Origin of the sequence: Mycobacterium sp. (genome assembly GCF_965230835.1) — a bacterium.
In the GTDB taxonomy this organism is placed as follows: Bacteria; Actinomycetota; Actinomycetes; order Mycobacteriales; family Mycobacteriaceae; genus Mycobacterium.
In genome coordinates this window covers 3,019,132-3,045,632 of record NZ_CBDDLW010000002.1, presented here as the reverse complement: position 1 = coordinate 3,045,632, position 26,501 = coordinate 3,019,132, and the positions used below count along the sequence as shown (strand labels likewise).

General features: G+C 62.8%; 22 protein-coding genes, 4 tRNA genes, 2 pseudogenes and 1 riboswitch. Of the genes and pseudogenes, 10 read left to right on the top strand and 18 right to left on the bottom strand.

Going from position 1 to position 26,501, the window contains the following annotated elements; translation table 11 throughout:
- Window positions 1-49: 49 nt before the first annotated feature.
- From ACO07W_RS14485 to ACO07W_RS14475, 3 genes are all read right to left on the bottom strand, one after another.
- Entirely contained in the window at window positions 50-1,339 is a 1,290-nt protein-coding gene (locus ACO07W_RS14485; protein WP_421844183.1) for an MFS transporter, read from the bottom strand.
- A complete protein-coding gene (locus tag ACO07W_RS14480) occupies window positions 1,339-2,487 on the bottom strand; it encodes a PLP-dependent cysteine synthase family protein (RefSeq protein WP_421846005.1) in 1,149 nt (382 codons plus the stop codon). Before ACO07W_RS14480 ends, ACO07W_RS14485 begins: the two co-directional genes overlap by 1 nt.
- Window positions 2,488-2,645: 158 nt before the next feature.
- Window positions 2,646-3,059 carry a hypothetical protein gene (locus tag ACO07W_RS14475; RefSeq protein ID WP_421844181.1) on the bottom strand — a complete coding sequence of 138 codons (414 nt, stop codon included), beginning with the start codon at window positions 3,057-3,059 and terminating at the stop codon, window positions 2,646-2,648.
- Window positions 3,060-3,225: 166 nt separating this feature from the next.
- Between ACO07W_RS14475 and ACO07W_RS14470 the strand changes: the two genes are divergently transcribed.
- Together ACO07W_RS14470 and ACO07W_RS14465 are read left to right on the top strand one after the other, a co-directional pair.
- Complete coding sequence (locus ACO07W_RS14470; protein ID WP_421844179.1) at window positions 3,226-4,740, top strand: multicopper oxidase family protein; 1,515 nt, start codon at window positions 3,226-3,228, stop codon at window positions 4,738-4,740.
- Window positions 4,741-4,938: 198 nt separating this feature from the next.
- A complete protein-coding gene (locus ACO07W_RS14465) occupies window positions 4,939-5,811 on the top strand; it encodes a proline iminopeptidase-family hydrolase (protein ID WP_421846004.1) in 873 nt (290 codons plus the stop codon).
- A 9-nt stretch (window positions 5,812-5,820) separates the two neighbouring features.
- On the opposite strand, the gene ACO07W_RS14460 is transcribed toward ACO07W_RS14465, so the two are convergent.
- Together ACO07W_RS14460 and ACO07W_RS14455 are read right to left on the bottom strand one after the other, a co-directional pair.
- Window positions 5,821-6,633, bottom strand: coding sequence for a methyltransferase domain-containing protein (locus tag ACO07W_RS14460; RefSeq protein WP_421844177.1), 813 nt, complete (start codon window positions 6,631-6,633; stop codon window positions 5,821-5,823).
- Window positions 6,634-6,730: 97 nt separating this feature from the next.
- Entirely contained in the window at window positions 6,731-7,510 is a 780-nt protein-coding gene (locus ACO07W_RS14455; RefSeq protein ID WP_421844175.1) for a M15 family metallopeptidase, read from the bottom strand.
- A 96-nt stretch (window positions 7,511-7,606) separates the two neighbouring features.
- Window positions 7,607-7,674: riboswitch (guanidine-III (ykkC-III) riboswitch) on the top strand.
- Between the two features lie 19 nt (window positions 7,675-7,693).
- Here ACO07W_RS14455 and ACO07W_RS14450 point away from each other — a divergent pair.
- Both ACO07W_RS14450 and ACO07W_RS14445 read left to right on the top strand, forming a co-directional pair.
- Window positions 7,694-7,948, top strand: coding sequence for a CBU_0592 family membrane protein (locus ACO07W_RS14450; RefSeq protein WP_421844173.1), 255 nt, complete (start codon window positions 7,694-7,696; stop codon window positions 7,946-7,948).
- Between the two features lie 125 nt (window positions 7,949-8,073).
- Complete coding sequence (locus ACO07W_RS14445; RefSeq protein WP_421844171.1) at window positions 8,074-9,636, top strand: multicopper oxidase family protein; 1,563 nt, start codon at window positions 8,074-8,076, stop codon at window positions 9,634-9,636.
- A gap of 56 nt (window positions 9,637-9,692) precedes the next feature.
- Here ACO07W_RS14445 and ACO07W_RS14440 read toward each other — a convergent pair whose 3' ends face one another.
- From ACO07W_RS14440 to ACO07W_RS14430, 3 genes are all read right to left on the bottom strand, one after another.
- Window positions 9,693-10,496, bottom strand: a complete 804-nt coding sequence (locus tag ACO07W_RS14440; RefSeq protein WP_421844169.1) for a class II aldolase/adducin family protein — start codon at window positions 10,494-10,496, stop codon at window positions 9,693-9,695.
- A 136-nt stretch (window positions 10,497-10,632) separates the two neighbouring features.
- Window positions 10,633-11,556 carry an SAM-dependent methyltransferase gene (locus ACO07W_RS14435; RefSeq protein ID WP_421844167.1) on the bottom strand — a complete coding sequence of 308 codons (924 nt, stop codon included), beginning with the start codon at window positions 11,554-11,556 and terminating at the stop codon, window positions 10,633-10,635.
- A 678-nt stretch (window positions 11,557-12,234) separates the two neighbouring features.
- Complete coding sequence (locus tag ACO07W_RS14430; protein ID WP_421844165.1) at window positions 12,235-12,705, bottom strand: hypothetical protein; 471 nt, start codon at window positions 12,703-12,705, stop codon at window positions 12,235-12,237.
- A gap of 352 nt (window positions 12,706-13,057) precedes the next feature.
- Here ACO07W_RS14430 and ACO07W_RS14425 point away from each other — a divergent pair, with 352 nt between their 5' ends.
- The gene (locus ACO07W_RS14425; protein ID WP_421844163.1) at window positions 13,058-14,086 is read left to right on the top strand and encodes a hypothetical protein; all 1,029 of its coding nucleotides are present in this window, start codon (window positions 13,058-13,060) and stop codon (window positions 14,084-14,086) included.
- 88 nt (window positions 14,087-14,174) lie between these two features.
- Here the strand turns inward: ACO07W_RS14425 and ACO07W_RS14420 are convergent.
- From ACO07W_RS14420 to istA, 3 genes and pseudogenes are all read right to left on the bottom strand, one after another.
- A pseudogene (locus ACO07W_RS14420) lies at window positions 14,175-14,426 on the bottom strand (IS256 family transposase); the annotation flags it as partial.
- A 283-nt stretch (window positions 14,427-14,709) separates the two neighbouring features.
- Window positions 14,710-15,501 (bottom strand): IS21-like element helper ATPase IstB, encoded by a 792-nt coding sequence (gene istB / locus ACO07W_RS14415; RefSeq protein ID WP_421839995.1) that lies wholly within the window; start codon window positions 15,499-15,501, stop codon window positions 14,710-14,712.
- Window positions 15,501-16,736 (bottom strand): IS21 family transposase, encoded by a 1,236-nt coding sequence (gene istA, locus ACO07W_RS14410; RefSeq protein WP_421839994.1) that lies wholly within the window; start codon window positions 16,734-16,736, stop codon window positions 15,501-15,503. Before istA ends, istB begins: the two co-directional genes overlap by 1 nt.
- A gap of 285 nt (window positions 16,737-17,021) precedes the next feature.
- On the opposite strand from istA, the gene ACO07W_RS14405 reads away from it, so the two are divergent.
- Window positions 17,022-18,512 carry a rolling circle replication-associated protein gene (locus ACO07W_RS14405; protein ID WP_421844161.1) on the top strand — a complete coding sequence of 497 codons (1,491 nt, stop codon included), beginning with the start codon at window positions 17,022-17,024 and terminating at the stop codon, window positions 18,510-18,512.
- A gap of 105 nt (window positions 18,513-18,617) precedes the next feature.
- On the opposite strand, the gene ACO07W_RS14400 is transcribed toward ACO07W_RS14405, so the two are convergent.
- Window positions 18,618-19,304, bottom strand: coding sequence for a hypothetical protein (locus tag ACO07W_RS14400; RefSeq protein ID WP_421844159.1), 687 nt, complete (start codon window positions 19,302-19,304; stop codon window positions 18,618-18,620).
- A gap of 336 nt (window positions 19,305-19,640) precedes the next feature.
- On the opposite strand from ACO07W_RS14400, the gene ACO07W_RS14395 reads away from it, so the two are divergent.
- Both ACO07W_RS14395 and ACO07W_RS14390 read left to right on the top strand, forming a co-directional pair.
- The gene (locus ACO07W_RS14395) at window positions 19,641-20,306 is read left to right on the top strand and encodes a hypothetical protein (RefSeq protein ID WP_421844157.1); all 666 of its coding nucleotides are present in this window, start codon (window positions 19,641-19,643) and stop codon (window positions 20,304-20,306) included.
- A gap of 235 nt (window positions 20,307-20,541) precedes the next feature.
- Entirely contained in the window at window positions 20,542-21,744 is a 1,203-nt protein-coding gene (locus tag ACO07W_RS14390) for an exonuclease domain-containing protein (protein WP_421844155.1), read from the top strand.
- Window positions 21,745-21,788: 44 nt separating this feature from the next.
- Here ACO07W_RS14390 and ACO07W_RS14385 read toward each other — a convergent pair whose 3' ends face one another.
- Entirely contained in the window at window positions 21,789-22,730 is a 942-nt protein-coding gene (locus tag ACO07W_RS14385; RefSeq protein WP_421844153.1) for a hypothetical protein, read from the bottom strand.
- Window positions 22,731-22,815: 85 nt separating this feature from the next.
- Here ACO07W_RS14385 and ACO07W_RS14380 point away from each other — a divergent pair.
- Window positions 22,816-23,333 (top strand): annotated as a pseudogene (locus ACO07W_RS14380) (site-specific integrase); the annotation flags it as partial.
- A gap of 35 nt (window positions 23,334-23,368) precedes the next feature.
- Here the strand turns inward: ACO07W_RS14380 and ACO07W_RS14375 are convergent.
- From ACO07W_RS14375 to ACO07W_RS14365, 3 genes are all read right to left on the bottom strand, one after another.
- Window positions 23,369-23,442 (bottom strand) — tRNA-Phe (locus ACO07W_RS14375).
- Between the two features lie 26 nt (window positions 23,443-23,468).
- Window positions 23,469-23,545: transfer RNA gene (locus tag ACO07W_RS14370), tRNA-Asp, on the bottom strand.
- Between the two features lie 37 nt (window positions 23,546-23,582).
- Window positions 23,583-23,655, bottom strand: a tRNA-Glu gene (locus tag ACO07W_RS14365).
- Between the two features lie 124 nt (window positions 23,656-23,779).
- Between ACO07W_RS14365 and ACO07W_RS14360 the strand changes: the two genes are divergently transcribed.
- Window positions 23,780-23,852, top strand: a tRNA-Lys gene (locus tag ACO07W_RS14360).
- A 282-nt stretch (window positions 23,853-24,134) separates the two neighbouring features.
- Here ACO07W_RS14360 and ACO07W_RS14355 read toward each other — a convergent pair.
- On the bottom strand, window positions 24,135-25,409 hold the full coding sequence (locus tag ACO07W_RS14355) for an IS256 family transposase (RefSeq protein WP_421840071.1): 1,275 nt from the start codon (window positions 25,407-25,409) through the stop codon (window positions 24,135-24,137).
- Window positions 25,410-25,808: 399 nt separating this feature from the next.
- On the bottom strand, window positions 25,809-26,489 hold the full coding sequence (locus tag ACO07W_RS14350) for a sensor domain-containing protein (RefSeq protein WP_421844151.1): 681 nt from the start codon (window positions 26,487-26,489) through the stop codon (window positions 25,809-25,811).
- Between the last annotated feature and the right edge of the window lie 12 nt (window positions 26,490-26,501).

Genomic DNA, 26,501 nt, shown 5'->3' with positions numbered 1-26,501 from the left:
TCAGCAGCGTCATCGAGATCGCGGCGTTGAGAACGCCCACCGTTCGTCGTCACGCGGCCTGACGACACAGCTGCGCTCGCGGCTCCCAACATGGGGTTTGCTGCTGGCAATCCGCGGTGCGGCTGTTCAGGCGGTGCAACCCGACTATCGCGACGACGCCCACGAGAGTCAAACCGCCCCAAACAATCTCATCTGCATTCAAGCGTCGTGCAATGCTCAGCAACGACCCGACGCCAAGATTGCCGACGAGGATTCCCACCCCCACGATGGTGCTGTAGAACCCGTAGTGCGTCGCTACCCGCCGGTTGCCAGACAGTGCGACAACAGTACGCATCTCGAACGGAAACAATGCGGCGGAAGCGACGGCGAGCAAAATCGCCGACAGCAATAGCGCCGCGATCGCGGCTCCTGTTCCGAATCGTCCACCGTTCGGGGCGACCATGATGGGCACGAAAGCCGCCGCCAGAATCATCGCCCCGACCACCAGACTGCGCTCGGATCCCCAGCGCGCCGAGAACCACTGGGTAATGCGTAGTTGCCCGGCGATCGCGATCAGACCCGACAGCGCAAAAATTCCCGCGATCAACGCAGATTTGTTGTTCGGGGCAAGAATCGACGCCTGCATGGGCAGCGCGAGATAGATCTGGAACGACAATACGTAGCATCCGGTCATGGCGGCGGCGAACCGCAGGAACGGCCGCGCGCCGACGATCGTCCTCCAGTCGTGGAGTATTGAGGTCGTCGCACCCTCATCTCGCTCTAGATCGGCTTGGCGCTGCGGCAAGGCGAGCAGCTGTGCGACGGTCAGCACAGCGAAGACTGCCGAAGCACCCAGGACGATCATCTGGAAGTCGGTGGCCAACAGCAGCAATCCGACGAGCGGACCGAGCAATATCCCGGCCTGGTAAAAGATATTGAACATGGCGAACGCTTCGATCTTTCGATCGCCAGCCTCGACGGCGAGGTAGGCGCGAACCGCGGGGTTGAACAAGGCGCCAGCGAAACCTGTTGCCGCCGAGGCGATCAGAATGCTGGGCAGGGAGTGCGCAACGGCCAGTAGCGCGAATCCGCCGGTGCGCAGCAGACATCCGGCCACGATCAGTGGCTTGTAGCCGAACCGATCAGCGAGGGTGCCGCCCACGAAGAACATGCCTTGCTGAGAAAAGTTGCGCACGCCCAGCACCAGGCCCACCGCCCACGCGGCCAAGCCGAGGGGCCCGGCAAGATAGTCAGCCAGGTACGGCATCAGCATGTAGAAGCCGAGATTGATACCGAACTGGTTGATCATCAGCACGCGGCTGGGTCGGTTGAAACTGCGGAATCCAGCGACGAATTTCATCACGCCACCATCAGAGTCGGGTTGACCACGGTGGTGGTGCGCGTCCATCGGGTGACGACACCCTCTGAAGACGAGGCAATCTCACGGGGCTGGCGGGGAGCTTCGCCGCCGAGCAGCCCGTGCCGGTTGCAGTACTCGTCGTTGTAGATGGTGTCGAAGTAGCGCTGCGGCCCGTCGGGGAACACCGCGGCGATGGTGGTATCCGGCGCCGCGTTGCGCGCGGCCCATCCGGCGACCAGGCCAACCGCCCCGACACTCCACCCGCCGCTGACGTAGTGCGTCGCGGCCAAGCCGCGGGCAGCCCACACGGCTTCGGCGGGTGCAACCCAGTGCACTTCGTTGAACGCGCCGTAGTCGACGTTGCCGGGGTAGATGCTCGAGCCGAGCCCGCGCATCAGCCTGCTCGACGCGGGCTGCCCGAATATTGTTGAGCCGATTGTGTCTACACCGATCAGCCGCATGTCCGGGTTGAACTCGCGCAGCACCTTGGCAACGCCTGCCGAATGCCCGCCGGTGCCAACCGAGCAGACCAGCACATCGACGTTTCCCAGCTGGGCGATCAGCTCCAGCGCCAGCGACCGGTAGGCCTCGACGTTGTCGGGGTTGCCGTACTGGTTGGGATTCCAGGCACCAGAGTCGGCAGCCAGCAGCTGCGCGACCCGGTCTTTGCGAGCCTGCTGCCAGCCGCCGACCGGGTGCGGCTCGGCGACCACCTCGACGCGGGCCCCGTAGGCGGAGAGCATGCGCGCAAGTATGGGTTCCAGACCGGGGTCAGTGACCAGGGTGACCGGATGCCCGTAGACGTTGCCGGCCAGCGCTAGCCCCAGCCCCAGCGTCCCGCTTGTCGATTCGATTATCGTTCCGCCAGGTTTGAGGTCGCCGCGGGCACGGGCTCGTTCGACCATGTGCAGGGCGGGGCGATCTTTCATACCGCCGGGGTTGAAGCTTTCAAGCTTGGCCCAGAAGCCGCGGTCGCCCGTGACGGGCAGATGAGACATCTCGGGGATCCATAACACTGGGGTATTGCCAACCATGCTGCCCGGCTGGCGGTTTCGTCCCGGAGCCGGACGATACCGCTCAGCGCCGAGGCGGCGGCCGTCCCGGGTCTGTGGCGACCGTACTGAGGTGGGGTGCGACCTGTTCGGAATGACTATCCGTGGGTTGTTGGAGTTGATGCCGGTGGTGGGCACGTTGTTATTCATGTGATCGTCGCTTCTGCGTCTGGCCGCGAACTCACGCGGCACGTTGATGTGGGGTCAGCGGTCACCGGCCGGGGCGCAAGCCACGACGGCCTGGTGCTGACAACTCAGCGACGAGACAGGCAGAACCTGGTCAGAAGGTCTTGACCGGTGTGAGGGGGCTCGCGCCCCGGCGGACCGCGTCCGACAGACACAACGGGATGGGTATGCGCACTTGCGCTGGTGTCTGCCGCTGCCATCGAGGCAGCGTTGAACGACGCGACACCTTGTTCGGGAAGCGCCACGGTGGCCGCATGCTCGGAACACAGCGGATGGGAGTTGTCGGCCAGATGCCCGTGGTCGACGTTGATCGAGAACTCGCTGCCCAGTGCGGTGACCAACGGGTGGTTCGGATGCGCGGGTTGGGAATCGAATTGCGGCACCCAGCATTGGGCGGTGAGCACGGCGATGACCCACACCAGAGCGACCGCGGCACCCGCGGATCGCATCCATACCGTGCGTCGGTTCGTCACGCCGCCCACTGTATACCCCCTACGGGTATGGTGTAAAGTGTGACGTGGTGAACAGCGGGGCCCGAAGCCAAGCGGCCGGAGAAAGCTCGTACCAGGCCATCTTGGTTGCGAAACGCCTCGTCCTCGATCAGGGTCGAGGGCGCCGATGGCACACGATGCAGACGAGGAGCGGTCAATGCCCGTACTTCCCGCGAGCGGAATCCCGTTCGCGGGGCCGCGGCTTACCCGACGCGCCTTTGTTGCGGCGACCATCGCCAGTGGTTTCGCGCTGGCCGGGTGCGGCCAGCCCAAGACCCACCACCTTGATGGTGCGGCCCGGCTGACGGCCGCGATCGACGCAGCCGAGGCGGCCCGTCCACATAGCGGCCGCACCGTGACCGCTACCCTGACCCCCCAGCTGACAACGATCGACCTGGGCGGACCCACCGTTCGCGCGTTGGCGTTTGGCAACACGGTCCCGGGACCGCTGATCCGGGCCAGCGTCGGCGACGAGCTTTCGGTCTCGGTGGCCAATCGGATCGATCGTCCAACGTCGGTGCATTGGCATGGCATCGCGCTGCGCAACGACATGGACGGCGTTGCGCCCGCGACCCCGAATATCGATGCCGGGCATGACTTCACCTACCGGTTCTCCGTCCCGAATCCGGGCACGTATTGGGCGCATCCGCACGTCGGACTGGAGGCCGACTTCGGACTGTATTTGCCGGTCATCGTCGACGACCCGACCGAGCCGGGCGACTACGACGCCGAATGGATTGTCGTGCTCGACGACTGGACCGTTGGCGTCGGCAAGTCACCACGACAGCTTTTCGGCGCCCTGACCAGCCCGCACAACACGCAGAACATGCCCGACCGGCCGACCGGCACAGCCGACGACAGCAACCTGCTCGGTGGCGATGCCGGGGATATCGCCTACCCCTACTATCTGATCAACGGTCGAATTCCGGCGGCTGCAAGTGTTTTCAGCGCCAAGCCAGGCCAGCGGATCCGAATCCGGTTCATCAACAGCGCCGCCGACACCGCCTTCCGTATTGCTCTCACCGGCCATTCGATGACGGTCACCCATACCGATGGCTACCCGGTGAAACCGGTCGAAGTCGACGCGCTGCTGATAGGTATGGCAGAACGCTACGACGTTATTGTGACCGCCGCCGATGGCGTCTACCCGTTGGTGGCAGCGGCCGAAGGCAAGAATGACCTGGCGCGTGCGCTGCTGTCCACCGGAGCGGGCACTGCGCCCGATCCGAAATTTCGACCTACCGAGCTCACCGGACGGGTTGGCACGGTCGAGATGTTTACCGCGACACCGGACGTCGATTTGGGTCCGCCCGAACAAGATGTCAACCTCTCGGCCGTGCTGGGCGGCGACATGATGCGCTACGACTGGACGATCAACGGCGAGCCCTACCGCAGCACCAAGCCGCTGCAGGTTCGGCAGGGCCAGCGAGCCGTGCTGACGTATGACAACGCCACCATGATGTGGCACCCGATGCACCTGCATGGCCACACGTTCCAGGTGATCAAACCCGACGGCAGCCCAGGAGCGCGCAAAGACACCCTCGCCGTGCTCCCGGGGCAGAAAATCAGTACCCTGCTCATCGCCGACAACCCCGGAGTGTGGGCGCTGCACTGCCATAACGACTACCACCTGGCCGCCGGGATGCGAACCCAGCTGAACTACGCACTGTGACCGCGCCACGGTGCGCCGGCGAACAGCACCGGGCGCGCAGGTGGCAAGACCGCGAGTCGAGAAATGCCGCCGTGGGCTCGCGGGCCGACGCAGAATCGCATATAACCGAGTCGAATCATGTGATTCTGCGCCTGCTTGCCGTTCGCGGCGGCGGAGCGTCTCTCCCAGAGTCACCCGCGACAGGAGGCCATGCCGATCATGGACGGGACAATTGCGGTACCGGGCGGAAATGTGTGGTTCACGCGCGACGGCCGAGCTGACCAGGGAGCTGGTCTTCCGCTGCTGGTCGTCCATGGTGGGCCGGGGCTGCCACACAACTACCTGACATCGCTGAAACGGCTGGCCGACGAGCGAGAGGTCATTTTCTGGGACCAGCTCGGTTGCGGCAACTCTGAGCGCCCGTCCAACACGGAGCTGTGGACCATGGATCGCTCGGTGGCCGAAATGGATGCTGTCGTGCGGGCGTTGGACGTAAAACGCTTCCACATTTTCGGCAACTCGTGGGGCGGGATGCTGGCACAGCAATACGTCCTCGACGCCAGTTCGGGGGTCGCCAGCCTCACCATCTCGAATAGCACGGCATCGATGCCGGCGTTCTCCGCAAACGTGGCCCGGTTGAAGTCAGCATTGGACCCGGCGACTCTGTCGGCGATGAACCGTCATGAAGCTGCCGGCACGACCCAGTCGGCCGAGTACCAGGCGGCGATCACGATCTGGAACGAGACGTATCTGTGCCGCACTCGCCCCTGGCCCCGGGAACTGTTCGACGCGTGCGAGAACGCGGGAATGGAGATCTTCGAGACGATGTTTGGGCCAAGCGATTTTCACGTTGTCGGAAACATTCGCAGCTGGGATGTGGTCGACCGGCTGCCCGAAATCACCGTGCCGACTCTGGTTGTGGCGGGCAGGTACGACGAATGCTCACCGGAGCACATGCATGACATGCACCAGCGAATTAACGGCTCCCGGTTTGAGTTGTTCGAATCAACCGCCCACCTACCGTTTATCGAAGAGCCAGAGCGATTCGATCAGGTGATGCGCGACTTCCTGCGGCACAACGAATCCCGTTGAGCGGACGCGCTACTTTCGGCAGAGGATTTCCCCGTGCGGGATCCCCAGCCAGCCGTCGGGGTCGGCCGCCCAGGATCGCCAAGCCGCCGAGATCTCGTGCAGTTCGTCGGCTGAGGCCAGCTTGGAGTCCACTATTTGACGCGCCAGATCGGAGTGCAGAATACGGTCCGCCCACATGCCGCCCCACCAGTCACGGGCTTCGGGTGTCGCGTAGCACCACATGCTGCCGGTGGGCGTGATGGTGTCGAATCCCGCCGCGCGGGCCCAGCCCAGCAGGCGCCGACCGGCGTCTGGTTCACCGCCGTTGGCGCGCGCGGCCTGTTGGTAGAGGTCTAGCCATCGATCCAACGCTGGTAGTTGCGGAAACCAGGTGAACCCCGCGTAGTCGGCGTCTCGGGCCGCGACGAGCCCACCGGGCGCACACACCCGCCGCATCTCGCGCAGCGCCTGCGCTGGATCAATGATGTATTGCAGCACCTGGTGGGCGTGGACAACGTCGAAGGTGTCGTCGGGGAAGTCCAGTGCGCTCACATCCGACGTCACAAAGGAGACGTTCGACAGGCCGTGCGCCTGAACCTCAGCACGCGCCAGATCAAGGGCGCCAGCGGTGGGCTCGACGGCGGTGACCTCACCGGGTGCGACTCGTGCGGCGATGTCAGCGGTGATCGTTCCGGGTCCGCACCCCACGTCCAGGACCGACATCCCCGGACGCAGCTGCGGCAGCAGGTAGCTCGCCGAGTTCTCCGCGGTGCGCCAACGGTGCGAACGCAGCACCGATTCGTGGTGGCCGTGCGGGTAGATGGCTTGACGCTCGCGGTTCACCGTGTCCTCCTGAGCTTCAACGCATGGTTCCGGCTCAGAGAATACGACACGATGTACAGATAATGAAACTAGAATCTCACTATGTGAAACAACGGCGTTAGTTGACCGGAGCGTTGAGAAACGGGCGGTCGACACCGGCGCCGGCGCCATCGAAATGCCACCACTCACCGGAGTACACGCTCAAACCACCGGCATTCATTGCAGCCCGCAGCTGCGCACGGTTCGCCTGCGCCTCAGCGCTGACCCCTTCAGTTGCGAAAGCTTTTGCTCTTGAGGTGAAGTCGTCGAAACCAGTGCCCATGTCGGCCAGGCAAAGCCGGCCTTGCTGCCGGTTCGGCGGACACTGCTGCGCCGCGCTGGCGAACGTCAGGTCAACCGAGCGCCCGGCCACATGGCTACGCGCGTATTGGCCGGGACGGGCCACCCAGGCCGGGTTCGGAACCACGTCGAACATCTTGACCTGAGCCTCGTGCGGCCGGTAACAATCCCAAAACACCAGCACCTGGCCCTGCGTGCGTAACGCCGCAGCGGCCGCGGCCAAACCTTGGGCCATCGATTGGTGCACCAAGCAGCGGGCGTCGGCGGGATAGAGCTGCACGCCGGTGAAATTGTTGGCGGTCGCATAACGCAGGTCGACAATCGCATCCGAGACCACGGTTCGCACGTCGACCAGTCCAGCTTCGCGTGCGGCCGCGCTCACCGGCGGAATCTCAGGACCAGCCGGGGCTGTGGTGTTGACCGGCTGCACCGGCAACGGTGTGGCGGTCTTGGAATCACGGGAAGCACCCGTAGATGCCGGCCACTGGTCAGAAGCATGGCAGCCAGCCAGCAACCCGGCAGCCAACGCGATGAACAGAAAACGTGTGCTACGACCCATCTGGGCATTATCCCGCGGTTGGGCGCCAGGTGATGCGACCGCGGGGCCGCAGTCGATCAGCCCTGGGGTTTCGGCACAGGTGTGAGACCATTGAGCTACACCGCGCCCAACGCGCGGTTCCGGACGAGATGTGCGCCGTACCCGGACCGCCAAGACGACGCTTCACTAAGGAGCTGGGTCGTCATGGGACAAGCGGTGCAGATTATCGGTTCGCTGCTGGTTTTGGCCGCTTTTTCGGCCGCACAGCGAGGCTGGTTGCAGCCCAGAACCAAGATTTATCTGGTGTTGAACCTCGGCGGATCATCGGTGTTGGCGGTCGACGCTGCCGTCGAAACGCAATGGGGATTCCTGTTGCTCGAAGGCGTCTGGGCCCTGGTGTCTGGTGCGGGCCTGCTCGCGGTGCTGCGCGGCGCGACCGCGCGATCGGTGTCGCAGTGAGCGGGCCCGTTTCTGCTGTGGACCGGATAAGCGCAACATGAGCAATCTGGCCGTACCGTCGATGATCTGGCAAATCTTGGATAGTCTCGGCGGTTGATGAACGACGTCCTCGGCGAGGTTTTCCGGTGATCCGCCGTCGCACTCTGCTGGCCGCGGGTGCTGGGGCCGCGGCCTCGATGTTCCTTGGCCCCGTCGGCTGTTCGGGCCTGCGGCGTGCCCCATCACCGTCGTCGGCCGGCTGGCACGAGCCCGTGGCGCAGTATTCGCGAAATGGCGTGCTGGAAACGGAGCTGCGGGTGCAATACACCGACCCGGCCAAAGTCACGCTGCAGGGCCACCCGATGCGGCTGCGTAGCTTCAACGGCGCGGTAGTGGGCCCCACCCTGCGGGCCAAGCCGGGCGACACCCTGCATATCGCGCTGGTGAATAACCTGCCGCTCAACCCCGATCACATGCCAGCGGACATGAATGTCCCGCATAACTTCAATACGACCAATCTGCACACCCATGGGCTTCACGTGTCTCCGCGCAAGCCGGCCGACTACGTGCTCCTGGGTGTCCTGCCGGATGGGACTGCCTTGCCCGCAGGCGATCCCGACGCCTACCTGGGCCGGTTCGACTACATGCTGCAGCTTCCCGACGACCACCCCAGCGGGACCTTCTGGTACCACCCGCATCGACACGGCGCGACCGCGCTGCAGGTGGCCAGCGGCATGGCGGGCGCGCTGATCATCGAAGAACCAGACGACACCCAGGTCCCCGACGAGCTGCGCAGCGCCGAAGAGCGCATTTTGGTTCTTCAAGAGATCCCGTTCGCCCTCAACGAGGGGATCGGCGTTGTCGAAGACTTTGAGCACCAACTTGCCGCCCACGACGACCGCGTGATCACCGTGAACGGTAAACACGCCCCGACGATTCAGATGCGCCGAGGAGAAGTTCAGCGCTGGCGCATCATTCAGGCGCACTTCGAGCTGGCCATGGGCATCCGGTTGCAAGAGCACGCGCTGCACCAGATCGCGGCCGACGGGATCACCATGCCCGCGATGCGCCCGCTTGAGGTGCTCGCGATATCCCCGGGGGGCCGCGCGGATGTGCTTGTGCAAGCAAACGACCGCCCCGGCCGCTATGAGCTGCGCACCGCCGCCTACGACTTACGCGACGAATTCGAGTTCGCCGGCGATCCCCCGCCCTTGGCGGACAAGCAATCAGCAGAAATCCGGGACGGAATTCTGTTGGCCACCGTGGAGGTCGTCGATGAGCAACGCACGATGGCGCTGCCGTCGTCGCTTCCGCAACCAACCGGTCTCCCCGCCATCGAGGCCTCCCCGATTTCCACCGATCGCCGCTTCCATTTCGACAAGGCCGGCGAACGGTACAAGATCAACGGAAAACTATTCGACGTCACTCGCACCGACGAGGTATTCCACCTCGATGTCAGCGAACGCTGGATCCTCACCGCGAACAACGGCAGCCACAACTTCCACATCCACCAAAGCCCGTTTCGGGTCATCTCGGTCAACGGCGCTCCCCTGGTTCGCCCGCTGTGGCGCGACACCGCGATGATCCCCGCCGGCGGCGAAATCGTCTGCGAGGCACGGTTTGAAGATTTCCCCGGCGTCTTCGTCGTGCACTGCCACCGCCTCAAGCACGAGGACAAGGGGATGATGCAAAAAGTTGAGCTGGTGTGAGCGAGACTTCCCCAGCCGGCATCTGATGAGTGCGCCGGCCCGTTCGGCCGATCCGGCTAGGTGACTACCTCGGGCTCTTCTGCACGGACAATGTCAGCGAGCAGATTAAAGCTCAGGCGGGCCTGGTTGGCGTTGCCGAACTGGCGGTGCGCCAGCTTGGCTTCCTCGTCGGTCATTACCCGCGGGGTACCGGCCGCCTCGGCCAGCAGCTGCATCTGGCACGCGCGGTCCATGGTGATGAACCACCACGCGGCCTCTTCCACCGAGCGGCCCACGGTCAACAGTCCGTGATGGCGCAAAATGGCCGCACGGGCACCACCCATGGTGTGGGCGATCGCCGCCCCCTCGGCTGTGTCGAGCACCAGGCCGCGGTAGTCCTCGAAGACAACGTGATCGTTCCAGAACGCGCAGGACTCCTGAATGATCGGATCCAGCGGTCGACTCAGCGACGCCCAGGCTCGACCGTGGATTGTGTGCGCGTGGGCCACGGCGACTACGTCCGTGCGGGCTTCGTGAATGGCGGAATGGATCGCGAAAGCGGTCTTGTTGGTGCGGCGCGAACCGCCGGCTACCACCTTGCCGGTGTTGTCGAGCAGCAGAAGGTCGCTGGCCTTGATGCGGGAGAAGTGCATGCCGAACGGGTTGACCCAAAGATGGTCGGTCCACACCGGGTCGCGCGCGGTGATGTGTCCGGCCAGGCCCTCGTCAAAGCCGTGGCGCGCGAAGATGCGAAAAGCCGTCGCGAGCTGGATTTTGCGGTGTTGGCGTTCCTCCTCGACCGTGCGCTGTACGTGTTTGTCGGGTTCTGGATCATCGAGCAGCTCGGGCTCCACGTCAGGCAGCTCGTCGAGCGCCGACACACCAGATCCAGGCGCAGCGAAAGTCATCAGCTCCTCCAGCGGTTGTTCGGTTTTCTTCTCAATGTCCTGCCTCAATGGTGCAAGACATTGAGCATCGTTTGGGTTTTCGCTCGGGTTTCGTTCGATCTCCTCGGCACTAGCGGGTGGACGTGCAGTAATAGTTGTTTCCAAACGTCGGGCCGTCGGTGAGCGGGATCGGCGGTAACCTGTTGTCTGCCAACAACGCCCCTAGCGTCGTGCGGGTCGACCGCCAGCCTCGCTCGTCGAGGTACGTCGCGACATCGTTGCGCTCGCCTTCGAAGCCGAGCTGGGCAAATTCGATGTCGAACCCGAATTCGCGCCACCGCTGGCTGGTAGACGACAAGATGGCTTCGGACTGCCCGGCCGCATTGTCGTGCACGTTAAGAAAGACCTCGACACCTAGTCGACTGCCAGCAGCACTGAGGGCAGTGATGTTGCCCAACAGCAGATCTTGAGCCCGCGGCGGCAAGAACCCCAGCAGACCCTCTGCTATCCAAACGGCGGGTTTGTTCGGGTCGAAGCCGGTGTTGAGCAACGCCGCCGGCCAGTCATGTCTGAGATCGATTGGCACCACGTTGAGCTCGGCCGTCGGCTCGGCGCCCAGCTGGGCGATGGTGGCCATCTTGAACTCGACCACCTGCGGCTGGTCGATCTCGAACAGCCTGACGTCCGTAGGCCACTGCAACCGGTAGGCGCGTGCGTCGAGGCCAGAAGCCAGGATGACCACCTGCCGAATTCCCGCGGCGACAGCATCGAGCAATAGCGTGTCGAAATAGCGGGTTCGGGCGGCGTTGGCATCAGACATTCGCTGCAATCCCCATGGCGCGCCGGGGATATCTACATCGGCCGAGTCGAGTTCCCCGCTGGCCCAGCGAGTGAAGAAGTCGATTCCCACCGCACGAACCAACGGTTCGGCAAAGGGATCGACAATGATCCGGTTTTGCGCCCTGGTGGCCACAGCCCGGGCCGCGGCGACCATCGTCGCGGTTGCCCCGACGCTTGTCGCCAAATCCCATGTGTCGTTGTCGGTGTGGCGCATCTACAACCTCACGTGTATCGAATTGGTGGCCGGCGGGGTGCGCGGTTTCTTTCTCGGTGCCGCCAGCACGCACGGCGGCTTATGGTCTTTGCCCCACTACCTCACGACGGGATACCGATAGCCGGGCGGCTCGTCGGTGACGCTGCACGGCGACGGTGCCGCGTGTTGGCAACAATCACCACTTGCAACTACGGATCCGCTCATCACCGGCGAGCAGTGCCGAGTGATCGCGGTTCATGATCACACGCTATGGACGGACGACCACTTCCAAAACCACGTACCCGGACAACCTGTGTCGCCAAAGCGACAATCTGCGGGGTGCCGCGGATGCACTGGGCCTCAAGTCTGAACCCGAAGTCGCCTTGTTTGGCACTACACGATCTTGGGAGACGCGCGATGACGGCAACCATCATGGCCTAGCCATTCCCCAACGTGCGAACCCTCTAGATATGCGGACGACTCACGTCGACGCTAACTGGCCGTGGTTTCAGATTCCGGTTGCATGCACGGTCGCTACGCAACGCTGTGTCGTACAGTTCAAAGAGGTTCGACGGCCGTCTTCGACGTTCGTACAGTTTCTTTAATCTTTTCGATTAATAACGCACCGAGTCGCGCAACTTTACTCCGTCGAAAGAATTTGGAAAATCCAGTCTCAAAAGGATTGGGATATCTCCCCGTTTAGAAATATTCTTCGCGTTGCCGATTCATTATCTTCATGTCCATCAAAGCCCCTACTACCAGAATAAATTCAATTATAATTAACGCAACGAGCCACATCGTAGTAGAAGTTGCTATAACCGCACCTCTCGCCTCCGGTTTACTCGCAACGGCAAAGGCCGTAGTGAAAGCGCCACCACACAAGACGGTCAGCAAAATATAGGCCACAAGGCTATTGATTAAACCGTTGAAAATCTTCTCGTAAGACAGCCGGATTACACGTTCCTCGATCGAGGCTTGAAGGTGTTCCCGGGCACTACTTGCTTCGGGAAGTCCCTTAGCTAGTTCCAGCTCTTCTTTGAGCTTCTGACGATCAGCCTTTGTCGTCATTCGCTTTCTCGTATAGTTAAAAAATAGCGCGACAAAAGAGCGAATCACTACTCCAACAAGCGTGCTGATCACCGTGTAAGGCACTTCGCTTAACATGTTCATGCGCCGACTATGCAGCCTGGCGCCGACACAAAGCCCCTCGCCAGTTGCGCCCAGCCCCTGGCGTAATAGCCGGGCCAAAGTCGGCAGCTTCGCTGCTAGCATACGAGCGGCCGGGCTCGGTGCGGCCGGTCTCCTTCACAGTTGCGCCTGCGGGTGTCAAACCTAGCGGGGCTGAGCGAGAACCAATTCGGACCAGGCATCTGAGACTTCACCCCTCCGACAGACACTGCCGCTCCAAGAGATAACCCGTTGCAACGCTGCTGTCGTCTAACTCGGGTGTACCAGTTACCAGCTGCTGCTGGGCGTTCGGCTCAGTGAACGACCAGCAGCAGCCGCGTGGTGAGATAGGTGCGTGACTGGCCCCGACGTGCGGTGGAGCGCAGCGACCGAAGAGGCGTCGTGGGTCAAGCCGCGGTTATCACCGTTTGGCGCCGATCGTGTTGATTCGGTGATCCCGGGTGGTTTCGCGGCCTACGCGCGCTTGTTGCATCCTGTTTGGCGCTGTACGCCGAACCAGAACGAGCACCTGGTGCGGTGGCGGGAAGTGGCCGCCTGGAGCGGGACCGCGCTGCAACGAACCACGCAGTTCCCCGACATCGCCTTGCCTCGGCAGGCCCCGGCCGAGACCGCGCCGTGGGACAGTCAGGGGCCGGGCGAAGGCAGCTTGCCCGCCGACGACGCGGCCGTGCTGGTCGAACTGCTGGCCGCACACACCCCTGATCTGCAGCAATGCTGGTTTTGTGTTTGGGACGGCTACGGCTGGGACCGCGTCGTTTCCGTGAGTGCCACAACCGGCCCCGCTCCGCCGCCGGGACCGACGCTGCTGCCCGACCCGATACCAGAATGGGTGCGTTCCGGCCCGCGGGTACGGCTGCCGCAACGAGAGTATTTTCTCTACACCGGTACGGTCCATGCCGCTCTGACCTTCATTGAGGACCCGGGCCAAACCCCAAACCTGTGGTGGCCGCAGCATCACGGCTGGTGCGTGGCCAGTGAGATCGATCTGCCGTGGACCTATCTCGGTGGCCCAGCGCCGTTGATCGAGGCGGTGCTGGCCGATCCGCGCTTGGAAGCCTTGCCGGCTCGCCCCGAGGATCCGATCCAGTTGCGCACGCCAAGCTGGCTAGACACTCTCATCGCCGATGCTGCAGCCAAGCTGTTCGAAGACTGCACGGCCACGGTGACGACCTGGTGCGGCAGCGTGCACGCCAGCTTGACCCGCCCCACCGCCGACACCGATGGATGGCTGCGCATCTCCTGTGACGTCGCCAACCAATTCCGCAGCAGCGGCACAGCATTGACCTTCCAACCCGACAACGCCCTGCTTGATCAACTCCACCAAGCACTCACCATCTTCATCACCGGCCTCGTCAACAATTAGCACCAACTAGCAATGCACCCCACCGCGTCTCGTTGAACAATCTCTTCCTAAGACGACCAGGCGTCGCGACCAGAGGCCGCCACCCGGCGGCCGAGATGGGACCGGCGCGGTCGGTGTCGCTACTCGTGGTGGAGGACGGCGGGCACAGTTCACGGGGTGAGTCGAGGAGTGATCGCCGTAGGTCTTGCAACAGTTGGTCGCCAGCCGGTGTCATGGTGAGAGCACGCCAGCCGGCCGAGGCCCGGTCGAGTACGGCCCATACAAGGCTGATGGCGCTGATCTCGCCAGGGAATCGGCCTATGCCCTTAGCCCGTCGCTTGGCCTCCCCAAAAGGCCGCTCGGCCTAGCGCGCTCCCACCTTCCTTACCCGAATCGGCGGCAACTACGCCCGCCGAAGCCGCAAATTCATCGCCTTGCAAACCACGGATACGCGTGTGAGCCGGATACTGTGGATCGTTGAAGCACCAAGTAGACGAGGCGAAAAGCCCCACCCCGGGAGCGAGTGACTTCGCAGATAGCAAGGCCGGGATCGAACCGCCGACCTTCCGCTTTTCAGTTGGACGGTGTCAACGGCAAGTGAAAACTGATCAGGTTTCGGCAATCGAAAATTGACCAGCTTGGTTTCATTGGTCCTCGGCTGTGGTGGTGTGGCCGAGGTCTCGGTCTTTGATGCGGTAGCTGTCTCCTTTGAGGGCGATGACTTCGGCGTGATGGACGAGTCGGTCGATCATGGCGGCGGCGACTACGTCGTCGCCGAACACTTCGCCCCACCGCCCGAAGGGCTTATTCGAGGTGACGATGAGACTGGCCCGTTCGTAACGCGACGACACGAGTTGGAAGAACAGATTGGCGGCTTCGGGTTCAAACGGGATGTAGCCGACTTCATCGACAACCAGCAGGGGGTAGCGGGCCAGCCGCGCCAATTCGGCTTGCAGGGTGCTGTTGTGATGGGCGCGAGCAAGACGATCAACCCATTGCGAAGCGGTCGCGAACGCAACGCGGTGACCTGCTTGACAAGCGCGCATCGCAATCCCGATCGCCAGGTGGGTCTTGCCGGTCCCTGGTGGGCCGAGGAACACCACGTTGTCTTTAGCGGTGACGAAGTCCAGGGTGCCCAGATGGGCGATGATGTCGCGTTTGAGACCGCGGGCATGATCGAAGTCGAACTCTTCCAACGATTTACGTGATGGGAAGCGGGCAGCGCGGATGCGCCCTTCGCCGCCGTGAGATTCCCGAGCCGACACCTCACGCTGCAGACACGCCGCGAGGAATTCTTCATAGCTCCACGCTTCGGTTCGGGCGCGCTCAGCGAGACGTTCGATGGCCTCACGCAGCGTCGGGGCTTTCAACACCCGGGTCAGATACGCCAGCTCGGCGGTGACATCACGGCTGCTGGTCGCGGTCTTGGCAGCCATCACGCCACCGGCCCGTCAAGGCCCAACAAGGCGTCGTAATCAGCGAGACGGCGTTGTTCGACCTCCACGTGATGCGGTGGACCAACAACCTCGAGCCGTTTGCGCCGCAGCAGTTTCGCGGCCTGGACATGTTCGGGATCGCTGATCGTTTGATGTTTGGCCCAGATCCGGTCGTGGTCGGCGACCAGCGTGCCGTCACACCAGACCCGCACCCGGTTTAGATCTGCGATGATCTCGATACGGCGGCCGATCGCGGCCGGATGCACCGAGTAATCGTTGCTGTCGAGGCGCACGTAATGATCGCGAGGCAACCGCGTTGAGCGTCGCCATCCGATGCTGGGCCCAACCGGCGGCAATGCCAGCATCGCTGCGGTATCGGCGGCGATGCGATCTGCTGGCCGGCATCCCAGCACCCGATGCTGGCGGTGGTTGGCCCCCACCAGCCAGGCCTGCAACTGGATGTTGAAATCGGCTGGGGAGCCAAACACCCGCCCCGGCAAAAACGCCCGCTCCAAATAGTCATGGAACCGTTCAACCAGACCCTTGGCCTCAGGATCAGCGGGTTTACAGATCCCTACCGTGGTGGCCAAGGTCCCGCGGAAAGCCTGACATGCCGGGGTCAACTCTGGTCGGCGTGCCCGCCACCGCCCGACCGCGCCCTCACCATCCCACACCAACACCCGTGGAACCGCACCCAACGTCGAAAGATGCTGCCACCAACCGGCATACAAGTCTTCGGCAGCGCGTGTCGGAATCAACAGCGCCGAAGCCCACCGTGAATACCCACACACCATGGTCAACACCGGTAACGTCGCCGCCCTACGAACCTGGCCATACCCCACCGGCACCACAACATCGGGAAACCAGAAGTCACACTGCCCGACCTCACCGGCCACATACGTCGTCCGTGACACCGGATCCGGCGCCAAATACAGTGGCCGTAACTCACGCACCCGCCCACTCAGTGTGCGGATCGAATACGACCAACCGATCCGCTCAGCAATCACCGTCGCCGGCATCCGCGGATAGGCCGCCAACAACTCCCGAATCCGCGGCTCGGCCTCATCAGCAACAGAACCCCTCACCGCACGCCGATACTTCGGCGGCCCATCAGAAGCCAACGCCGACTTCACCGTATTCCGCGAAATACCCATCACCCGCGCAATCTCGGCAATCGGCAACTGCTCCGACCGGCGCAACCGGCGAATCTCAGCCCAATCCTCCACGTTCAACACCTGCCTCCTCCTTGACACATAGCCAAGGCACTCTAGGAAGCTGGTCAATTTTCAATTGCCGCCCACTGGTCAGTATTCAGTTGCCGCCGACAGACGGAAGGGTCGTTGACCTGCGGTTCTTGGTGGTTTGTGCGTCCAATGCGGCGCGCTGAGCACCCCTGACGCAGACCGCCCTTCAGACGGTCGGACACAAACCGGACACGGTGACAGCACTCCCGACAGGGAACCTTTGATCGCCCATCACTTGGTGGTGCGCGCGGAGGGCTCCCGGGGAGTAGGTACCCGATGCCCAGCATCGCAGGGTCGACCGTACGCGCCAACGCCACCACTGCGGAGCGACCCACTTCACGGCTGGACCCAACCCGTACGGCCAGTAGAAGCGCGGCCGGAGCCGCGGACGCCGGGAGACCGCGAGCTCCCGAGGCCGCCAAGGCCGCAGGGCGCGAGAGCGATAGCGGTCGGTCGGACGGCGGCCGCGGTGGAGGCCGCGCTTCGACTGGGAATTGCGGGCTTGTTATATGTGCCAAAAGTGTCCGCGACACCTCCAAGGGTGGCCTTGGTGCGGAACTGTCGGTCACGGATGCCCTCGGGCTCCGGTTCCCTAGTCCCGACAAGGTGGCCTCCGCGGCAGCCCTGTTTGAACGGGCGCAGCCATGGGTTCACGGGCGAGACCGGCTAGCTGCGGAACCTGAGTCTGGCCGGTTCCGCATTACGATCGGCCCCGGCGTGGTCCGCCTCGGCTGGACCAGACCCGTTCGCGCGGAAAACTCGTCCAAGCGGGCAATCAAACGGCGCCGCCTCGACGTGGCGAACGAGGTAGACCGCATTAAGGCCGGTCGTGATGGGCCAGAACCGCCAGACCGGGAAATCACCGAATGGTCCCGTAAGTCGCGTGCCGCGATGTGCCGCACCTTCGCCGAGCTCGACTACACGCCGCTGGTGGAGAGCGGCCGTGTACCCGCGATGGTGACACTGACCTACCCCGGCGACTGGGAATGTGTAGCGCCAGACGGGGCCAGCGTGAAACGGCACATGGTGCTGTGGCGCAAACGGTTCCATCGCGAGTGGGGCGAGCCTGCACGCTACATCTGGAAGCTGGAGTTTCAACGCCGTGGCGCCCCACACATCCACCTGTGGATGGCTCCACCACATGCCGTCGGTCGATCAGGCCGCAAGTTCAGGGACTGGCCGTCACAAGAATGGGCGGACATCGTCGCCCATCCAGACCCCGATCAACGCGCACGCCACTCACTCGCCGGCACCGCCGTCGACATCCGCAACGGACTGCGCGCCTGCGACCCCAAACGATTGGCGATTTACTTCACCAAGCATTCATCACCGAACCAGTTGGGCAACAAGGAGTACCAGCACATCGTCCCCCACGCCTGGCGTCAGCCGGGCCACGGACCCGGCCGCTTTTGGGGGGTTCACGGGTTGCAACGAGCAACCGTAATCGTGGAGATCGTGCAAGACGCGTACTCGGCAGCGCGTCGGATCATTCGCCGCTGGTCGCGCTCGCAGGCCGTATATGGCGATTGCACCAGTCGCTTCCCAACCGCGGTCGCGCCACGGACGGCCCACCGCGCGGTCCAGCGCGTCGAGGTCGCGACCGGAAAAGTGCGGCAACGAAGGGTCCGGCGACGACGAAGCCTGTGCAGCCAAGGCGGACTCTCCGGTGGCTACGCGCTCGTGAATGACGGACCAGCGTTCGCATCCCAACTTGCGGGCGCTTTAGGCTGGCGTGCGATGCCGCTCCGTACTGCAAAGGCCGCCTAGCGGCCGGTCAGCAGACCTCCCCCGCTCGATCGGTTGCGGTCCTTTTGAGAACGTTCGCCGACCCCGTTGGCTCAATTGCACGCGGCCTCTAGCGCTTGGTTGGAGTCACCGACTTTGCTGGCCTCCGGGTTGTTGCGGGCGATCCTGCGCGGCCTCCGTGTGGGGGCCTGTTGCTGCAGGTGGAGACATTGATGCATCGCCGGGTGGCGCTGGTGCATCAGCGCTTACATGCGGGAAGTTCGGATCCTGTTTTTGCAATTCGTGTCTCAGCAGCTTCTGAAGTCTGATCCTGCGCGCCGTGCCACCGACCGTGTACGAGTCAAACTTTTCGGCCACGGGAGCTTCTTGCAGCCATGCCCACGCCGCCATCGCGAACATCTTCTTTCGCACCAAATGTAGGTCCTGGGCGTCCTCGACGAAAGCGGCCTTCCAATAGCTGATTTCATGCCTTCGCTCCTCGCCGAGTTCGCCAGGAGCGGAGACGATCGCATTCTTTATCTGGTTGTAAACATTCGCCAGGTAGGTCCACTGGGAGGAGAAGCGGGCATACAGCGCGGTATACACAGCACCGGCGATGGCACCCAACCAAGTCGTGGTGGCTGCGATTTCTTCCCGCAGCTTGTGCCGGTCGATGCCCCACGACCAGTCGGTGTATCCCACCGCGCGAAGCAACAACGCACCGGTGTACATGAGCGATGCGATCCACAGTGTGCGAACGAAGATCGCCGTCCCGCCGTTGGGCCACACCCTGAGGAAGAACTCTCCGGCCAACACTTCGGTCCACCACCGCACACTCCATAGCCTCAAATTGCGACGACACCAGCCAATCGCACGACGCCACCCCGCAGGCTGGTCGCTCCCAGCCGTGGATCCCGTACCCGGGTTTGCCTCCATGCTGCGGATGATCGCACCGACACGCAACTCGGATCGCGCGAAACGCCGTGCGAGTCGGGTATACCCGCGAGATTTCGGCCCGAGGTCCTGTGTAGTTGAAAAATTCGCTGGGCAGCGGGCTGTCGTCAATCTTGATCGCGCGCATCGCGCGCCAGTCGATCACGTACATACGACGCCACGCCCTCAGCGACACGTTCAGATGTGTTAGCCACAGTCAGTGCCACGATGACACGCATGGAACGGATGGCCCTCAAGATGTTCGCCAGGTGGACAGACCTTCAATCGCTGATGAAGGACTACACGTTGTTGGCGCTCGAAGGTGAGGATGCGGTGGCGTACGCGAATAGGGGCAAGTATGCCGACGACTACATCCTCAAGGAGTACAAGAAGATTGTCCGTCGCGTCTGGGGAGTTGCATTCCCAGAGGTCTTCTCCGAGATCTACAAGGAAGCCAAGGCGGTCCGCGACAAGCTCGCACACATGATCGAGGTGCAGTCGATTGAGGGAGAACAGCCACACCGGGTGATGACCATCGTCCGCAGCAAGGGCTTCGAAAAGTACGAAGATGGCAAATGGCTACAGCACAGGTACAACGAACAGATTCGAGAAGAGGATCTAGTTAGAGCACTCCGTGATGTCGATGAGGCACGCAAGATGCTGCACATCATCTTCAACCTCGGCGCAATGTTTAGGGAGATGCAACCATCCGACGACGACATTTGGGACTTTCATTGGATCCCGTGGTGGGACGGACGATGGGGTCAGCCTCCAACGCATCCGACTGAGGGCCTTCGTGCTCCTGTCGGCCGATATCGACATCATTTTGAGCCGGGCACCGAACAGGCTTATTGGGATCCCGACGAAAGCAAGTGGTATCGCTACCAGCACGACGACGACTAGCGACAAGCCACCCACTGCGACGATTGCCGTCATGAAGTCGCATGCGTCCTGCACTCAGCTCAAAACCGAATACTCAGGTCGCCAGTGCTGGAGGATCAACGACCTCCCTCAGCGTGGGGGTATGAGCAAAAGCGAGAAGCTGGTGCAGCCAAGACAAGATCGCCGGACAGCCAGCTTTCTGTGAAGTTCCCGTTTACTGTGCGGAAGACAGATCGCCGCGAGCAAAGGAGTGGACGTGGCCGGCTTCGCAGTCCTCGATTTCGAGACCACCGGATTCGCTGCCAACCACCACGATCGTGTGGTTGAAGTGGGTGTCGTGTTGCTTTCGTCGGGCGGCGAGATCGAAGACGAGTGGTCAAGTTTGCTAAATCCCGGCCGTGACGTCGGCCGTACTGACATCCACGGGATCAGTGCGGGCGACGTACTTGGCGCACCCACCTTCGCTTCGGTCGTTCCAAAGTTGTTAAGAGACCTCCGCGGGCGGATTTTGACCAGCCACAACCTCGCGTTCGACCTACGCTTCCTGGGCGCAGAGTTGCGGCGTGCCGGCATCGCGCTCGACAACCCGTGGTGCACAGGGTTCTGCACGATGAAGTGGGCTGGGCGCCTGCTTCCGGCCGCGTCCCGAAAACTACAAGATTGCTGCGATGCCGCCGGCGTCGTCCTTGCCGACGCCCACTCCGCGCTCGCAGATGCCCGCGCCGCAGCAGATCTGCTGAGACACCTGCTGAAAATCGGCGGAACCCCACCGCCCTGGGCGCGGGACATCTCCGGCGCCGATGAGTTCCAGTGGCCGGACGTCACCGGTTCGGAGGTGCGACTGGTAGTCCGCGGGACTCAGCCCCAGCGCCGCCCTGCGGCATGGCTTGATCGCATCGTCGCGCGCATGCCTCTACACGACGATATCCAGATCGAGTCCTATCTCGAGGTTCTCGAGTCAGCTCTTCTCGATCACTACCTATCGCGACACGAAGAGGAAGCACTCGTGGAAATAGCTGAGGAGCTCAGCCTGGCACGCCAGGTGCTCGACGAGATCCATCGGGAATATCTGCGATCGATGGCGAGAGTTGCACTTGCCGATGGGGTTGTCACTGATGATGAGCGCGCCGAACTACTTCAGGTCGCCGAACTTATCGGATTGACTCCCGACCACGTTGACGCCGCGCTGGCCATTGTGCCCGCGCGTCAAGCGAACGCCGAGTTCGCTTTCAATGCAGGTGACGTTTTGTGCCTCACCGGAGCAATGCGCCGGCCCCGGTCCGAATGGGAGGCAGAACTCGGCCAGCGCGGCATCTTGGTCGGGTCGCTCACCCGTAGAACGCGAGTCCTGATCGCAGCCGATCCCGACTCGATCAGCAGCAAGGCCAATAAGGCGCGCGAATACGGTATCCCCATTATCAACGAGGACGCACTCACCCGCCTACTAGCACGCAGCTGATGCTGCCCACTCTCGGACTGGAACGCTAAGCCGTGCAGCGCGGCTTAGATCTGGACCGAATTCCACTGTTCGCCAGTTCTCGGCTTCCGATGCAGTGTGGCCCACAGGAACTCGCCCGTAGTCTGCTGCGTAACGGTGAATCCGCTGCTCGTGTACCACTTTGCCAATCGGGCGGCGGAGTGTTCCGTACGGTCTCCGGGCATGATTTTTCCAACGATGTTGAGCCCGTAGTGGTCGGCACTACGGCACAAATGTTGTAACGCGGCTGTTCCGAGTCCTCTGCCGCGCGGCGGCTGGTGTTGCTTCTCATAGCTGCTCCCGACGATGATGTCGTGCAGTTCCAGCGTGTCAGAGTTCTTGAACGACACCGTGAAAGTGCGCAGGAAGTGTGTTCGCAGAAGACCCGGCGTATCCAAGTAGTGGAAGTAACGGTCGGCGAAGGGGACATCTCGTCCGGATTGGAGGGCCCGCCGCACAGCACCTAAGTCGACTCCCGGGATTGGTCGCTGCGATCCGGGCAGATGGTGTAGGAGTCGCCGTGCGTGCTCAGCGCGGGGTTCCAAATTCACGCATTGCACGAGCTCGCGGGTGAGTTTCTGTTCGAGGGCACGGTCACCGTTATGTGCGCAAATCCTAGCGGCGAAAAGCTCGGAGCGGATGTGCTCGACCAGCGCGCGAAGCTCTGGCCCGATGGCGCTCTCTGGGGCGAAGTCGACGTAGCGCTCAAGGGTCTCCTCGATGTCATCGCTGAGCAATCCCCAACACATTGGGAGCGCACCGACGCGGGCCCTCGTGACTCCCTCGAGCGCGTGCCGGAACTCACGTTGTGCGCCGTCGAGAGCCTGGTGTGCCCGTATGCGGGCTCGTCGACGGAACAACCCGGGATTCGGAATGGCGTTTTTCGCTGCGCTCAACGTTTCCCGTGTGATGGAGAGCTTTGCTACCGCCATCTCCGCTTCGGCTCTCGCGGTGTCGTTGACCTCCATGCCTACATTCTCACCAGCTCGGCGGCCCAAATGCTATTACAGGAATATTCACAAAGCTCTGATGCCGCCAACCCCAGGTTGCGCTGTTGCGCGTGACGACGGTGGTCTGCCGCCTACCCGCCAACGTCGTGTATCGGCTGGGACGAGCTTAGTCGCGATCGTGGCCCTGGCAGCAGCATGTGGCGACCAGGGCGACGTCGTCACGATCCTGGCCTTTACCGGCCTGCGCTGGTCGGAACTTGTCGGGCTGCGCGTCGGCGATGTCGACCTTGAGGGCCGGCTCTACGTCCGCCAGGCCGCGCCAGACGTGGAAGGCCGAATCATCGTCGGTCCGCCGAAAACGCGGGCAGCAGTGCGAACCGTCCCAGTCCCCCAACTCGTCGTCGACGCACTCAAGACACGAACTGCCGGACGCGCCCCCGGAGAGCAAGCGATTACCGGACCGAACGGCGGTTTCCTTAGATCAAACAATTGGCGCCGCCACATGGCACTGATCTCTACGCCGATGAACTCGATCACGTAGCCACAAACCTCGACCGGCTCCACGACTCCGCAACCAACAAAGTCAGCGGACAGGAACCGGACATAACCAACCATCCATAGAGTGCCGTCACCATGTCCGTGCAGGTCAAACAGTGTGGCCAGGGGCGGGATCGAACCGCCGACCTTCCGCTTTTCAGGCGGACGCTCGTACCGACTGAGCTACCTGGCCGGAAGGCAGCGTGTACCTCGCTGCGTTGGCGACCCTGACGGGACTCGAACCCGCGACCTCCGCCGTGACAGGGCGGCGCGCTAACCAACTGCGCCACAGGGCCTTGCTGTGTTGCTTACTCCGCGACGCCAGGTCGCAGGTACCCCCTACGGGATTCGAACCCGCGCTACCGCCTTGAAAGGGCGGCGTCCTAGGCCGCTAGACGAAGGGGGCCAGAACCGAATCTCTCCGGGGTACTCGCAACGTGGTTAGCGTTGTGAGCCACGTCAGCTTAGGTTATCGGGTGTCCAATCCTCAAACGAGCCTCGGTTTCCAACGCAGTATCCTGTATCACCGCGCCCCTATAGCTCAGTTGGTAGAGCTACGGACTTTTAATCCGCAGGTCCCAGGTTCGAGTCCTGGTGGGGGCACAGATCATGGTTCTATGCGGCTCAGTCGGCGAGCATAAATGCAGGCTAACCAAGGCACACCGCTAGCGGCCCGATCAGCCGGCCCAACCCAGCTTTACGCTGTTCGCGCCTTGCGTGGCATCTTCTAACAAGCCCGGCCCCGCCGATATCGGTCTCTAACCCACAAGCGTCGATGACGGTGACCCGGACGACACAGCAGCCCAACAGCAGTTCAACGCCGAGACGGCGGTGGCGTCTTAGGACTGGTGTAAAAACGCTGGGCGCATGTTCCTGGTGGTCATGTTACGCGGCGGTGGTGTCGGTCGTGGTTGTTGTGGTGGGGGGATGCAGTGGGCGGGGTGGCTCGAGCAGTTGGTGGCGTAGTTCTTGGAGGTGGCGGCTGGTCGCTGATGTTTGGGTGACTCCGCGCCAGCCGCGGCTGGCGCGGTCGAGGACGGCCCATACCAGCGACAGACAGCTGGTTTCGCCGGGTAGGCGGCCGATGACCTTGACCCGGCGACGGGATTCTCCGAAGGTGCGTTCGATGAGGTTGGAATGGCGGATGCGTGTCCAGTGTTGGCGGGGGAAGCGCAAATGCACGCTCAGCGAGGCGAAGTCGTTGGCCAGGCAAGCGACCGCGGCTGGGTAGAGCCCGCGGTATGTGGTGGTGAACTCCTCGGCGCGGCGGGTGGCTTCATCCACGGCCTGCTGGCCGGGTGGCTGGTCAATGTCATCGAAGATCGACCAGAACGCGGCTTTGATCTCGTCCTGGACCGCGACAGGTGTCTTGGCGATGACGTTACGGCAGCGATGGATCAGACACCGCTGACGCAGGCTTGCCGGAAACGTGGTCTCCCATGCGGCGATCAGGCCCGGCGCCCCGTCGGAGATGCCCAGTAGCGGCGGGCGTAGTCCCCGGTTCCTCAGGTCAGCCAAGAAGTCGGCCCACGCATCAGCCGACTCCGCTGCGGCTGGGGCCAGCCCAATAAACAGGGGCTTGCCGTCGGTGCAGATGCCCCAGGCGGCCAGCACCGGCTCGGCCGGGGCGTTGGGATGCATCCGAAAGTTCGAGGCATCCAAGAACAGGTAGTCCAACACCAGCTCATCAAGGCGTCGAGACGACCACGCAGCGAACTCGTCTTTGATGGCCGCACAAATCCGGCTCACCGTCGAGCGCGACAACGCCGCCTGCGAGCCCAGCACCTCGGCCAACGCGGCCTCGATGTCGCGATCCGACAAACCGCGCACCCATCCCGAAATCACCAACGCCTCCAGAGCGTGGGTGCGCGTCACCCCGGCACCGAATAGCCGCGAACAGAACCGCTCGTCGGTGTCGCGTAGTTTCGGGCGGCATAATTCGACCGAGCCCATCGTGGTCTTCACCGTCGCCGGCGGTTGATACCCATTGCGGTACCCGCCCGGGCCGTCCTGAACCCGACGCTGGTGACGGGCTCGGCCCAACACTGCTTCTACCTCGGCCTCCACGGCGACCTGAAACACCAGACGCACCGATAACCGCCCGACCTCCTCCAAAATCTCGGTCAACGGCCGCTCGGTCGCGGCGAACAACTGATCCATCTCAACACGCACACGCTCAATCGGCGATACTCGCTTGGTCACGGGCGTAGCCCCTCCTTCATAGCTTTCGTCGGTTGCGACGGAACCTACGCCCGTGACCATTTACACCAGCGATGAGACGCGACCGAGACGGCTGCAACAACGAATGCGACCCTCGCCAAGGCCGCCGAGCTGGCGTGGCCACAGGAACGACGCATCCAAGACGGCGCTTAAGGCCTGGGGCAACGCCACAACACTGATTCTGGTCGAAGTGGCGATCGCCACAGTGCTCGAAGCCTTCGTGCCTGATCATCGTCGCAGCCTCGACGACCATAGATTCCCAACCGCACGGCGACACCCATACCGTCAGCACGAAAACTTGCGTTCATGTGGCCATCCCGCGGGGGCCGAGTCGCGAAACTATCCAAGGCGATCGCTGATCGCCCCCAGCACGTTATGAGCAGTCTGCTCTGAGTTTTGAATACCCAACACCGAGACGTCAATCAACACCGAAGACTGCACGCGATACATGACATTCCACAGATCGGAGTTGAGCGCCACGGTGGAGGAATCCAGGTTGTTGATGGTGAAATCGTAGTGCTTGACGTTCAGCTTTGAACATGCCGTAAGCGGCGGTATGAGCCGATCAAACGCGTTACGCGCCGCGTGCTCGCTGGGATAGATTCCGACAGCCTGGCCGACCACAGCCATCAGGTGCAATTGGCCAGGGCCGGTGTTGGTTGTTCCGTCATACGTCACCGACCGAAACTGCGCCCAGTCGCTGCCAAACGCGACGGCTCGCCCGAACACTGCCCGGCATGGGGCCGGAGCATCCGAATCAAAATGACGCGGCGAACGCTGCTCTGACCCCGGCTTCGACCAGAGGCCGTCAAAGCCGGCGATGCGACGCACGTCATCGACGCTGACGGTCAACGAGTCGATGCTGCCACTCGACACTGGCTCAGTACGTGTCGCGCCGCAAGCGGACATCGCAACGCAGCAGCCCAAGATGGCCACCGCACGGCGGATCGCGGACACACGCTCACTCATCGGCGCCTTTCGCGGGGCTGCGGCCATGGTGATCGAAAAGTGAGATACCACCAGCACCTTCAC